This window comes from Microbacterium timonense (assembly GCF_900292075.1).
GTDB classification, from domain to species: Bacteria; Actinomycetota; Actinomycetes; order Actinomycetales; family Microbacteriaceae; genus Microbacterium; species Microbacterium timonense.
On sequence record NZ_OLMV01000004.1, the window covers coordinates 18,123 to 30,872 of the forward strand.

Sequence of the window (12,750 nt, forward strand, 5' to 3'; positions counted from 1 at the left end):
AACGGGCGTTCTGCGCCCCGAACCCGCGGGGGAGCGCCGATCGCGTGGAACGGATGCTGCACTGAACCGTCCCCAGGGGGTTTGGGGCGCGCGAGGGGCGTTCGGGGCGCGCGGGCTGCGCCCCGAACGGACGCCGTGCGCCCCGAACGCACGTTCTGCACCCCGAACCCGAGTGCTGCGCCCCGAACGCACGTTCTGCGCCCCGAACGGACGTCCTGCGCCCCGAACCCGAGTGCTGCGCCCCGAACGCACGTTCTGCGCCCCGAGCCCGGGAGGATCCCCGATGACGAGGTGATCGGGTCAGCCGCCGTAGGCGGCGAGGAGGGCCCGGGCGCCGTCGGCGAGGGCTCCGATGCGTGCGGCGGCGTCCTCGCGGGAGTCGCCGCGCGCATCGAGGTAGAGCTTCAACTTCGGCTCGGTTCCGCTCGGCCGTACGATGACGCGCGAGCCGTCGGCCAGCCACAGTCGCAGCACGTCTCCCGGGGGAAGGTCGTCGACTCCCTCGAGCAGGTCGTCCACGCGGTCCACCGCGACGTCGCCGACGGTTTCGGGATGCCGCTCCCGCAGCGCCGCCATGATGCTCGAGATCTGCGACACGTCATCGACCCGCACCGAGATCTGGTCGCTCGCGAACGACCCGAACGTCGCGTCGAACTGCGCCAGCAGATCGGACAGCGACTCGCCGCGCTCGCGGGCCTCGCACACCATGCCGAGGATCGCCACGGCGGCCGAGATCCCGTCTTTGTCGCGCACCGTCTCGGGGTTCACGAGGTACCCGAGCGCCTCTTCGAAGCCGAAGACGATCCCCGGTGCGCGTGAGATCCACTTGAAGCCGGTCAGCGTCGCGTGGAAGTCGAGGCCGTAGTGGTCAGCGACAGCCTGCAGGCCTGGCGATGAGACCAGGGAGCACGCGAGCGAGGCCCCGGCGGGCGCGTTGCCGTCCGCCGCGGCGCGTCGGGCGGCGCGCCAGCCGAGCAGCAGTCCGATCTCGTTGCCGGTGAGCCGACGCCACCCGCCGTCGGCGGAGTCGTCGGGCACCGCGACCGCCAGCCGGTCGGCGTCCGGGTCGTTGGCGATCACGAGGTCGGCGCCGGCATCCCGTGCCGTGGCGAAGGCGAGGTCCATGGCGCCCGGCTCCTCGGGATTGGGGAAGGCCACAGTCGGGAACGCGCCGTCGGGTTCGAGTTGAGCGGTCACCGGCACAGGGGCCGGGTAGCCGGCCGTCTCGAGGATGCGCGACAGCGTCTCCCACCCGACACCGTGCATCGCCGTGTACACCCAGGTGAGTCCGTCGGCGCCGGCCGGCGCCGACGCGACAGCCGCCGTCGCGGCGATGTACTCGTCGACGACCGCTTCACCGGCGATCTCGAAGCCGGAGGAGCGCGGGATGGTGGCGATGTCGCCCTCGTCCGCGATGCGCGAGATGTGGGCGGCGATCTCGGCATCGGCGGGGGAGACGATCTGCGAGCCCTGATCGGCACCGCCGAGGTACACCTTGTAGCCGTTGTCGTTCGGCGGATTGTGGCTCGCGGTGACCATGACACCCGCGGCCGCGCCGAAGTGCCGCACCGCGAACGCGAGGACCGGTGTCGGCAGCATCCGCGGAAGGAGGATCGCGCGCAGCCCGGCGCCCGCGAAGATCTCGGCGGAATCCCGGGCGAACACGTCGGAGTTGCGGCGGCCGTCGAAGCCGATCACCACGATGGGCGCATCACCCAGGATGCCGGGGACCTCGGGGCCTTCCGCCTCGAGCGCGTCGGGCGAGAGCGCCTCGACCAGCTCCGGCACCGGCTCCAGTCCCGACGACGGTTCGATGCGCGCGTCCGCGGCGCCCGTGTCCACGGCTCCTGCGGCGTCAGCGTCCTCAACGGCGTCGAGGTCGAGCTCCTCGGGAGTGGCGGCGGCGCCGGCATCCTGCCCGCGATCGCCGTCCTCGGGCTCCGTGCCGGCCTCAGGCGCCGCGCCGGACCCAGGCGCCGCACCGGACTCAGGCGCCGCACTGGACCCAGGCACCGGACCGGACCCAGTCGCCGCGCCGGGCTCGCCGAGCACGAGCGCGGTCGCCTCGTCGGCTGCGGCATCCCCGTTGCCGGCCAGCGGATCGCCGGTCGGGCCCGTGTGCTCGGCATCCGCCCCGATGGCCGGAAGCCCCGCCTTCTCCCGCAGGTAGGCCGCGAGCCCCGCGGCGGCCTGCGCCACGAGGACGCGGTTCATACGGTTGCTTCCCGCGCCGAGAGCGCCCCGGAGGCCCGCGGTGCCGAAGGCCAGCCGCATGGAGAAGCGATCGGTGAGATCCGCCGCGGCCCCGGGGTTCCCCGCCTCAGCGGCGTCGATGAGGGCGCGCAGCTCGGCGCGCGTCTCACCGTCGGGGTCCTGAGCGAGCCACGCGTGGGCCGCCGCGAGCACGGCGTCCGCGTCGGCCGAGGATGCGGCATCCGTTCCTGTCGGCACCTTGTCGGGAGCCGGCTCCTGCACCTCCGCGTCGGCGGCCGGGACTTCTTCGTCGTTCACAGCTGTCCGATCACGCGTGCGAGCAGGGACGAGATGACCGGCTCGGCCTCGCGGCCGGCATCCAGCACCTCCTGGTGGCTGAGCGGCGTCTTCTGGATGCCCGCCGCCATGTTCGTGATGAGCGAGAACCCGAGGATCTCCATGCCGGCCTGTCGCGCCGCGATGGCCTCGAGGGCGGTGGACATGCCCACGATGTGACCGCCGATCGCCTTGGCCATCTGCACCTCGGCCGGGGTCTCGTACTGGGGACCGCGGAACTGGCAGTACACGCCCTCGTCGAGCGTCGGGTCGACCGATCGCGCGATGTCGCGCAGGCGCAGGGAGTACAGGTCGGTGAGGTCGATGAAGGTCGCGCCCTCCAGCGGCGACGCGCCCGTGAGGTTGATGTGGTCGCTGATGAGCACCGGTCGTCCCGGACTCCAGGTGTGCTTGATGCCGCCGGCGCCGTTGGTGAGCACCATCGTACGGGCGCCCGTCGCGGCGGCGGTGCGCACGCTGTGCACCACCCGGCGCACGCCGTAGCCCTCGTAATAGTGAGTGCGGGCGCCGATCACGAGGACCCGGCGACCCTTGGGCGTGACGATGCTGCGCAGCGTGCCGACGTGACCGCTCAGTGCCGGCGCGCTGAAGCCCGTCACCTGCGTCGCGGGGAACGTCGCGGTGGTTTCGCCCAGCAGATCCGCGGCCTTGCCCCACCCGCTGCCGAGCGTGAGCGCGATGTCGTGACGCTCGACGCCGGTGATACGGGCGATGTCCTCCGCGGCGGTCGCGGCGACCGCGAACGGGTCGGCCCTGGGATCGTCGAGAGGATTGCCGGTGGTGTCTGACATGCCACCACTTTAGGAACCGCCGGGCACGAGAGCCAGCAGACCCCGCACGGCGCCGTGCCCGGGTGTGTCGCGGCCGGGTCCAGGCGAGGCCGCGCGCGTGTCCGGACGAGGCCGCGGGCGTGTGCGGACGAGGCCGCGGGCAGGGGAGAATGGAATCCATGTCGATCAGCTTCGAGACCACCCAGAGCGTCGCGATCCTCGGCGGCGGCCCCGGCGGCTACGAGGCCGCGCTGGCCGCCGCACAGCTCGGAGCCGAGGTGACCGTGGTGGAGCGGGCCGGCATCGGCGGCTCGGCCGTCATCACCGACGTGGTCCCGTCGAAGTCGCTCATCGCCACCGCCGACGCCGCGGTCGCCATCGCCGACGCGGGGGACCTGGGGGTGCAGCTGTTCGCGAAGGGCAAGGACGGCAAGCCGCTCAAGCCCGAGATCGCCATCAACCTGAGCGCCGTCAACAAGCGTCTGCTTACCCTTGCGCGGCAGCAGTCCGACGACATGCGGGCGTCGCTGGTCGAGGCGGGGGTCCGCATCATCTCGGGACATGGCCGGTTGGAGGGCGACCATGCCGTGGTCGTCTCGACCGGTCCGGGTGGCACCGACTTCGACCGCATCGAGGCCGACACCCTCGTCGTCTCGACCGGCTCGTCGCCGCGGGAGCTGTCCAGCGCCAAGCCCGACGGTGTGCGCATCCTCACCTGGACGCAGCTGTACAACATGAGCGCGCTGCCCGAGCACCTCATCGTCGTCGGGTCCGGCGTCACCGGCGCCGAGTTCGCCGGTGCCTACATGAACCTCGGTGCCAAGGTGACGCTGGTCTCCAGCCGCGACCAGGTGCTCCCGGGTGAAGACAAGGATGCCGCGGCCGTGCTCGAGCGCGTCTTCAAGCGCGGGGGCATGAAGGTGCTCTCCAAGTCGCGGGCCGAGCGGGTGGAGAACACCGGCGACGGGGTCGTCGTGACGCTGTCCGACGGGCGCACGGTGGAGGGCAGCCATTGCCTGATGGCGGTGGGTTCCATCCCGAACACCAAGGGGATCGGACTGGAGGAAGCCGGCATCCAGATGACCGACTCCGGACACATCCAGGTGAACCGCGTCGCCCGCACCTCGGTGCCGAACATCTACGCCGCCGGCGACTGCACGACCTTCGTCCCGCTGGCCTCGGTCGCGTCCATGCAGGGACGCACCGCGGTGTTCCACGCGCTGGGCGACGTGGTGATCCCGCTCGAGCGCCGCCGGATCGCCTCGAACATCTTCACCGCGCCCGAGATCGCCACGATCGGCTGGCAGGAGAAGGACATCGAAGACGGCCACATCAACGGCGTGGTGCACAAGCTGCCGCTGGCCGCCAATGCGCGCGCGAAGATGATGGGCGTCAAGGACGGCTTCGTGAAGCTCATCGCCCGCGAGGGCAGCGGCACCGTCATCGGCGGAGTCATCGTCGCGCCTCGCGCGTCCGAGCTCATCTACCCGATCGCGATCGCCGTCGAGCGCCGCCTCACCGTCGACCAGGTCTCCCGCGTGTTCGCGGTCTACCCGTCGCTCTCGGGCAGCATCACGGATGCCGCGCGCGCAATGCACGTCGTCGACCACAACGTCTACGGCGACTGACCCCCGCCGCGTCGCCCGGCGGTGCGCCGCGCCGTTTTCGTCGCGACCAGGCCCCGGCCTGCTCGGCACCGGAGCGGCATGCTGTGTGCCGGAGGGGCATGCTCGGGGGATGACGGATGCCGCTGCCGCAGCATCCGTCATCGCCGGCCAGTGAGGATGCCTGGGTCGTGGCATGTCGGTGCGTCGAGGCCTGCCGTTCAACAGGTCAACCGCGCTTGCACAGGATGTTCGGAGCCCTGATCGTCCTGTGGAAGCGCGGTTGACCTGTTGAACGCGGCGAAGAGCGGATGCGGCCGCACGGGCATGCCCGGCGGAGAGCGGAGGCCGCGGCCGAGGCGCCCGCAGGGCCGCCGCACACGCCGCCACGCCAGCGGCCCCAGGGATGTCAGGAGATGGTGAGCAGCTGGTGGCCGGCGGAGACGGTGGTGCCGGGGTCGGCGTTGATGGCGCCGATGACGCCGTCCTTGTGCGCCTGGATGGGCTGCTCCATCTTCATCGCCTCGAGCACGACCACGAGGTCGCCCTTGACGACCTGCTGCCCCTCTTCGACGGCGACCTTCACGACGGTCGCCTGCATGGGCGACTTGACCGCGTCTCCGGAGGCACCCGCGACCACCGACGGGGCGTGCGAGCGGCGCGACGGCGGCACGGCGGCCGGGCGTCCGGCGACACCGGGGGCGCTGACGACGCGGTCGGGAAGACTCACCTCGAGCCGCTTCCCGGCGACCTCGACCACGACGGTGTGTCGCGCCTCGGCCGGCTTCGGCGCCTCGAGCTCGCCGTCCCAGGGTGCGATGTCGTTCACGAACTCGGTCTCGATCCAGCGCGTGTACACCCCGAACCGGCCGTCCTCGGCCGTGAAGGCGGGGTCGCGCACGACCTTGCGATGGAACGGCAGCACGGTGGGCAGGCCCGACACCTCGAACTCGTCGAGGGCGCGGCGTGAGCGCTCGAGGGCCTCGGCGCGGTCCCGGCCGGTGACGATGATCTTCGCGAGCAGCGAGTCGAACGCTCCCGACACGCTGTCGCCGGCGGTGACGCCGGAGTCCAGCCGCACGCCGGGTCCGCCGAACGTCTTGAAGACGTGGATGGGTCCGGGCTGGGGGAGGAACCCGCGGCCCGGGTCTTCGCCGTTGATCCGGAACTCGATGGAGTGGCCCTCGGCCACCGGGTCGTCGTACCCGAGCTCCTCGCCCTCGGCGATGCGGAACTGCTCGCGCACGAGGTCGATGCCGGTGACCTCTTCCGAGACGGGGTGCTCGACCTGCAGGCGGGTGTTCACCTCGAGGAACGAGATGGTGCCGTCCGCACCGATGAGGAACTCGCACGTACCCGCGCCGACGTAGCCGACCTCCTTGAGGATCGCCTTGGATGCCTCGTAGAGGACGCGGTTCTGCTCGGGGGTGAGGAACGGCGCCGGTGCCTCCTCGACGAGCTTCTGGTGCCGGCGCTGCAGCGAGCAGTCCCGGGTCGAGATCACGACGACGTTGCCCGCAGCATCCGCCAGGCATTGCGTCTCGACGTGACGGGGCTTGTCGAGGTACTTCTCGACGAAGCACTCGCCGCGGCCGAACGCCGTGATCGCCTCTCGCGTCGCCGACTCGAACAGCTCGGGCACTTCTTCGATCGTGCGGGCGACCTTCAGGCCGCGCCCGCCACCGCCGTAGGCCGCCTTGATCGCGATCGGCAGGCCGACCTGCTCGGCGAAGGCGACGACCTCGTCGGCACCCGAGACAGGCCCCGGGGTTCCGGGCGCCAGCGGCGCGCCGACCTTCTCGGCCACGGCGCGCGCGGTGACCTTGTCGCCGAGCGCTTCGATCGCCTCGGGAGTGGGACCGATCCAGACGAGACCGGCGCCGATGACGGCGCGGGCGAAGTCGGCGTTCTCGGCGAGGAATCCGTAACCCGGGTGAACGGCGTCGGCACCCGAACGACGCGCGACCGAGAGGATCTTCTCGATCGACAGGTAGGTCTCCGCGCTCGTGGTGCCTTCGAGCGCGTACGCCTCGTCGGCCAGCCGGGCGTGCATGGCGTCGCGGTCCTGGTCGGCGTAGACGGCGACCGAGGCCTTGCCGGCATCGCGGGCGGCGCGGATGACGCGAACGGCGATCTCGCCGCGGTTGGCAACGAGAACCTTGGCGATCTGAGGCATGGATGCCAGCCTACCGACGCGGTCACTCGGTCTTTTGACCGGTTCGTACAAGAACCGACGAGAAACGTGGGATTCCTACTACAAGCCAGGACGGCCCTCGGCGCGTCGCCCGCCAGGGCTACTCCGTCGGTGCCTCGAGCGCCGAACCCAGCGACGGGTCGGTGGTGTTCCACAGCGCCGTCCACTCCACACCGAGTTCGCGCACGAGCCGGCGCAGCGTCGAGACCGACATCCCCACGACCGTCGAGGGGTCGCCGTCCACGCGGTCGATGAACGCGCCGCCGAGGCTGTCCACGGTGAACGCGCCGGCGACGTGCAGTGGTTCGCCCGAGGCGACGTACGCCTCGATCTCGGCATCCGTCACGTCCGCGACGAAGGAGACGGATGCCGCGGCCACCGCGTGCACCTCGCGCGGCGGCTGGCCGGGCTCGATCCGCACGACGGCATGCCCGGAGTGCAGGACACCGGTGCGCCCTCGCATGGCGTGCCAGCGCTCGGTCGCATTCTCGGGTGTGTACGGCTTGCCGAGGATCGCCCCGTCCAGCTCGAACATGGAATCACCCCCGATGACGATCCCGTCGAAGTCGGCGATGTCGTCGACCAGGCGCGCGGCGACGTCCGCGGCCTTGCGGCGCGCGAGCAGCAGCACGTGCTCCTCGGGCGCGAGCGTGCGCGACTCCGCCGCCTCGACCGCCGCGACCACGGCCTCTTCGTCGACGTTCGGAGCGAGGGTGAGGGGGCGGATGCCGAACTGCCGCAGCAGCATCAGCCGGGCGGGTGAGGTCGAGGCGAGGCAGACGCGCATGAGACCACCGTACGCGGGGGTGCACGGCCACCACTCCGATGGACCGAAGCGGCGAAAGACCACCGTACGCGGGGTGCACGGCCACAACTCAGGCGGATTGAAGCGGCGCGACACCACGGACGGCGAAATTCAGCGGTCGTGTGTCGGAGGAAGACGCGCAAGCCTGAGTTATGCCCCCCGATCGGTCGTAGGCTCGACGGGTGAGCGGAACCGGCGACGTCATCGACCTCGAGATCACCGACGTGGCCCACGGCGGGGTCTTCATCGCCCGCCACGAGGGGCGAGTCGTGTTCGTGCCCGACGCGATCCCGGGTGAGACGGTTCGCGTACGTCTTACCGACACCAGCAAGAAGTCGTTCTGGCGCGGCGAGACGCTCGACGTGCTCGAGGCGTCGCCGCACCGGCGCCCGCACGTCTGGCGCCAGGCGGACGTCGACGCGGCGCCCGAGAACCGGCCGGGCGGCGCCGACTTCGGTCACATCGAGCTGTCCCACCAACGTGAGCTGAAGCTGCGTGTGCTGCTGGACGCACTGCAGCGGTTCGGCGGCATCGAGAATCCCACGGCCACGATGTCGCCCGCGCAGCCCGTCGTCTCGGCGACGGGGGAGGTGCTCGCCGACGAGAGCGTCGACGGCACCCGGTGGCGCACCCGGGTGAGCCTCCACGTCGACGACGAGGGCCGTATCGGGCCGTACGCGGCCCGCAGTCATCGCGTCGTCCCTGTCGCCGACCTGCCGTTGGCCACCGCCCCGATCCAAGAGGCCGCCTTGTCGCTCCGTGCGGCCGAGCCGGGGCGGGTCGACCTCGTCCAGCCCGGCGACGGCCGCGTGCGCGTGCTGCCGCGACCGGAGCGGCGAGCGAGCGGTGCACGCAGGCAGGGCTCCCGCCGCCCGGCACGCCGCACCCCCGAGCGCGAGGTCGTGCTCGAGCGCGTCGGCGGCAGGGATTTCCGCGTCGACGCCGGTGGCTTCTGGCAGGTGCACCGGCTCGCCGCGCATTCGCTCACACAGGCGGTCACGGCCGCCGTCCGCGGGCGCGGAGCCGACGGCGCGACCACCCGCCCGGACGGCGCGTGGATCGATCCGGATGCCTGGCACCTCGATCTGTACGGCGGCGTCGGGCTGTTCGCGGCGACTCTGGGAGAGCTCGGCGGCGCCGCGACGCGTGTGACGAGCATCGAGTCGGATGCCCGCGCGACCGAGCACGCCGGCGAGAACCTCGCGGACTGGGTGGGCGCGCGCGCCGAGACCGGCCGCGTCGACCGGTGGCTGACGCGGCTGGCGGCCGAGGCATCCGCCACGCAGCGGGAGCGTCTCACGCGCGGGGTGGTGCTGCTCGACCCGCCGCGGTCCGGCGCCGGACGTGAGGTCGTCGAGCACATCACCGGCCTCTCACCGGAGACCGTTGTCTACGTGGCCTGCGACCCGGTCGCCCTCGCGCGCGACGTGGCGACGTTCCGAGCCGGCGGCTACGACCTGGCCCGGGTGGACGCGCTGGACCTCTTCCCGCACTCGCATCACATCGAGGCGGTCGCACTCCTCACCCGAGTCGGCGCACCTCGCTAGGCTGACGGCATGACGCGCGTGGCCTTCATCGACGACCACGAGTCGGTCCGGCTCGGGCTCGAGGCGGCCTGCGCCCGGGCCGATTCGATGACGGTCGCCTTCTCGGGCAGCACCGTCACCGAGTACCTGCAGTGGCGGGCGTCCACCCGGCAGCCTCCGGCCGACGTGGTCGTCCTCGACCTGACGCTCGGCGACGGCACCACGGTCACCGAGAACGTCCGCCGTCTCGTGCTGGATGGGTCGAGCGTGATCATTCACAGCGTCGCCGACCGCCCCGCCGCGGTGCGCGAGGCGCTCGCCGCCGGCGCGGCCGGCGTGGTCAGCAAGTCCTCGCCGATCGACGACGTCATCGCCGCAGTCCGCACGGTCGCGCGCGGCGAGCCCCTCAACAACGTGGAGTGGGCCAGCGCGGTCGAAGGCGATCGTGCCTTCGCCGACGCCCAGCTGTCGGCTCGCGAGCGCGACGTGCTGCGGCTGTATGCCGCCGGTCTCCCGCTGAAGGTCGTCGCCGAACGCCTGGGTGTGGCCTACTCGACCGCCAAGGAGAACATCACACGCATCCGCGTGAAATACGTGGAGGTCGGTCGTCCGGCACCCACCAAGATCGACCTGCTGCACCGCGCCGTCGAGGACGGCATCCTCGTCGAGCCGACCGCGGATGCCGGGGATGTCGCGCGTGGCCGCTGACACGCAGACCGGAGTGCTCGGCTCCGCGTGGGCCCGCATCCCCCACTCGCCTCAGGTGACCACCGGCATCGGCTCCTTCACCCGCGCGCGCGTGGAGCGGATCATCGCCCTGGCCGCCGGAATCGGCTCGCTGATCATCGGCGCGCAGGCGTTCTTCGCCGCGCTGGGCTCGTCGGACGCAGAAGCCGGCTGGTACCTGATCCTCATGGTCACGGTGTTCGGAAGCCTCGCGGTGATGCTGCTCGCCTGCCTCATCGGGCGCGGCGTGCGGATCTCGGCGGGCGTGTTCGCCGTCATCTACGTGCTCGCCCTCGCCGCATGGCCGGCGGCGACCACCGGCATCACCCCGACGACGGTCGACGAGCCGTGGATCTGGTACCTCATCAACCTGGCGACGCTCGCCGCGGTGCTCGCGTTCCCGTTCCCGCTGCAGATCGTGTGGACCGCCCTCGTGCCGCTGCTGTTCGGCGTCGTGCGCATGGTGCAGGTGCACTTCGACGCCGTGTACTGGCCGACCGTGGCGCTCGACGTCTCGTTCACCCTCATCCTCGGCGGGGTGATCCTCACCCTCGGATGGCTCTTCCGCTCGGTGGCCGTGAATGTCGATGAGACCCGTGCCGAGGCGGTCGCCTCGTACGCCAAGGCGGCCGCCACGGATGCCGCGGAGCAGGAGCGCGTCGCGGTGGCGGCTCTCATGCACGACAGCGTGCTGGCCGCCCTCATCGCCGCCGAGCGCGCCAGCACGCCGAGAGAGCGGACCCTTGCCGCGACGATGGCCCGCGAGGCCCTGACGCGCCTGGCCAACACCGAGCAGGACGATCACGAGGGCACCGACGAGCCGTGGGATGCCGACACCCTGGCGAACCAGGTCGCCGCGGCCGCCGCCGAGTTCGGCGCCGACGTCGACATGCGGCGTGAGATCGACCCCGCGACCGCCCCGATTCCGGGCCGCGTGGCCCGTGCGCTCGTGCTGGCGGCGACGCAGGCGGTGGCCAACGCCGTCCAGCACGCCGGTGGGGCAGGGCTCGCGATCGTCGTGGCGGCCGCTGACGGACAGGTGCGGGTCGAGGTGCGCGACGCGGGGGAGGGCTTCGACCTGGATGCCATCCCCGACGACCGTCTCGGCATCCGTGCATCGATCATCGCCCGCGTGGCGGCCGTGGGTGGGCGTGCCGACCTCGAGACCGGCCCTCACGGCACCGTGGTGCGTCTGACCTGGCAGGTGCCCGCCGCATGATCAGCGTCAAGAACGTCCTCGTCCTGCTGGCGGTCGCCTTCACCGCGTACCTCGCTGCACGCGGACTGGCGTGGGGCTCGGCGCCGGTGCCGCAACCCTTCCTCATCGTCGCGGCCCTCGCCTTCTATCTCGGCACGACGTGGCTCTGCATCTTCTGGGAGCCGGCGTCCAGCAAGGCCGCCTCGCCCGCGCCCGCCGTGCCCCCGGCTACGAGTGCTGAGGAGCCCTCGCCTGCCGGCCAGTCACCGGCGGCGGATGCGGGGGCGCCCACCCCTGCGGACGGCATCCGCGGTCCCATCCGACTGCCCGTTCCGGCGATGATCCTCGCGCTGGCGTGCGCGGTCGTCGTGCCCAGTGCCATCTCGTTCTCGGTGGGGGAGGCGTCGCGCCTGGCGTCGTTCGCCACCTGGTACCTCGGCGGCATCGGTGCGCTCATGACGATCGTCATGGTGCGTCGCCGGCCCTGGACGGCGTGGACGGGCATCGTCGTGCTCACGATCGCGTCGATGTTCTGGATGGGCCCGGTCAACGCGCTCGCGCTGGGGCTGGTGGGCTCGGTCGTGTGGGTGACCTGTGCGCAGCTGCTCGTCTTCTCGATGGATCGCGCCGCCCGCGACACCGCGCGGCTCACCCGGCTGCAGCGGGCCGCGAGCGCGTGGCAGACGTCGCAGGTCGTGCGACAGCGTGAGCGGCGGGTGCAGGTGCAGAAGGCTCTGGCCGTCGCCGGTCCGGTGCTGACGCGCACGGTGGCACAGCGCGGCATGCTCACCGACGCCGACCGGTTGGAGGCGCGCATCGCCGAGGGTCGGCTGCGCGACGAGATGCGGGGACCGCGGCTGCTCGACGACGAGGTGCGCGCCGAGCTGGAGCGCGCCCGCCGGCGCGGCGCCAACGTCACGGTGCTGGACGAGGGCGGCCTGGACGACGTCGACGAGCCCACCCTCGCCATCATCAGGGCGCAGCTGGCCGAGGCGCTCCGCTCCGCGAGCTCCGACCGCCTCTACATCCGCACATCGCCCGATGAGCGGATCGCGGTGACCGTCGTCGGCCGTTCGCCGTCGGTCGGCGCTCCGAGCGATGAGGATGCCGTCGATCTGTGGCGCGAGATCCCGCACCCCGGGAGGGCGTGAGCCCTCACGGACCCGCTGCTCGCGAGCATCCCGGGAAGGCGCGAGTCATCACCGGCGGCGGCGCGATTCGGCCGCCGAACCGGCGCGGACCCGGCGCACGACGCGGATCGCGCCGGCATCCGTCGTCCGACACGGCGCACGACGTCTCGGACGCGTGAGGGCTGCCGCGCTCCCCGCCCGGGAGGGGGAGGGGACCCCAGGCAGGGAGCGGAGTGGAAGGAGGCGA

The 12,750-nt window shown here is 72.0% G+C and carries 9 protein-coding genes; 5 read left to right on the forward strand and 4 right to left on the reverse strand.

What is annotated here, in order from left to right; all coding sequences use genetic code 11:
• Positions 1-300: 300 nt before the first annotated feature.
• Together C9992_RS18595 and C9992_RS12470 are read right to left on the reverse strand one after the other, a co-directional pair.
• Positions 301-2,511, reverse strand: coding sequence for a phospho-sugar mutase (locus tag C9992_RS18595; protein ID WP_456085561.1), 2,211 nt, complete (start codon positions 2,509-2,511; stop codon positions 301-303).
• The gene (locus C9992_RS12470) at positions 2,508-3,341 is read right to left on the reverse strand and encodes a purine-nucleoside phosphorylase (protein WP_106815954.1); all 834 of its coding nucleotides are present in this window, start codon (positions 3,339-3,341) and stop codon (positions 2,508-2,510) included. The genes C9992_RS18595 and C9992_RS12470 overlap by 4 nt, the downstream gene beginning before the upstream one ends.
• A gap of 149 nt (positions 3,342-3,490) precedes the next feature.
• On the opposite strand from C9992_RS12470, the gene C9992_RS12475 reads away from it, so the two are divergent.
• Positions 3,491-4,948 (forward strand): NAD(P)H-quinone dehydrogenase, encoded by a 1,458-nt coding sequence (locus tag C9992_RS12475; protein WP_106815955.1) that lies wholly within the window; start codon positions 3,491-3,493, stop codon positions 4,946-4,948.
• A gap of 385 nt (positions 4,949-5,333) precedes the next feature.
• Here C9992_RS12475 and C9992_RS12480 read toward each other — a convergent pair whose 3' ends face one another.
• The gene (locus C9992_RS12480) at positions 5,334-7,100 is read right to left on the reverse strand and encodes an acetyl/propionyl/methylcrotonyl-CoA carboxylase subunit alpha (RefSeq protein ID WP_106815956.1); all 1,767 of its coding nucleotides are present in this window, start codon (positions 7,098-7,100) and stop codon (positions 5,334-5,336) included.
• A gap of 118 nt (positions 7,101-7,218) precedes the next feature.
• Positions 7,219-7,905, reverse strand: a complete 687-nt coding sequence (locus C9992_RS12485) for a Maf family protein (RefSeq protein ID WP_106815957.1) — start codon at positions 7,903-7,905, stop codon at positions 7,219-7,221.
• A 200-nt stretch (positions 7,906-8,105) separates the two neighbouring features.
• On the opposite strand from C9992_RS12485, the gene C9992_RS12490 reads away from it, so the two are divergent.
• From C9992_RS12490 to C9992_RS17975, 4 genes are read left to right on the forward strand one after another with little or no spacing between them, the layout of a single operon-like run.
• Positions 8,106-9,470 carry a class I SAM-dependent RNA methyltransferase gene (locus C9992_RS12490; protein ID WP_106815958.1) on the forward strand — a complete coding sequence of 455 codons (1,365 nt, stop codon included), beginning with the start codon at positions 8,106-8,108 and terminating at the stop codon, positions 9,468-9,470.
• Between the two features lie 9 nt (positions 9,471-9,479).
• Positions 9,480-10,157 carry a response regulator transcription factor gene (locus C9992_RS12495; protein ID WP_106815959.1) on the forward strand — a complete coding sequence of 226 codons (678 nt, stop codon included), beginning with the start codon at positions 9,480-9,482 and terminating at the stop codon, positions 10,155-10,157.
• Positions 10,138-11,394: a sensor histidine kinase gene (locus tag C9992_RS12500; RefSeq protein ID WP_200826325.1), complete on the forward strand. Its 1,257-nt coding sequence runs from the start codon at positions 10,138-10,140 to the stop codon at positions 11,392-11,394. The genes C9992_RS12495 and C9992_RS12500 overlap by 20 nt, the downstream gene beginning before the upstream one ends.
• Positions 11,391-12,524, forward strand: a complete 1,134-nt coding sequence (locus tag C9992_RS17975; protein ID WP_146145328.1) for a hypothetical protein — start codon at positions 11,391-11,393, stop codon at positions 12,522-12,524. Before C9992_RS12500 ends, C9992_RS17975 begins: the two co-directional genes overlap by 4 nt.
• Positions 12,525-12,750 lie beyond the last annotated feature (226 nt).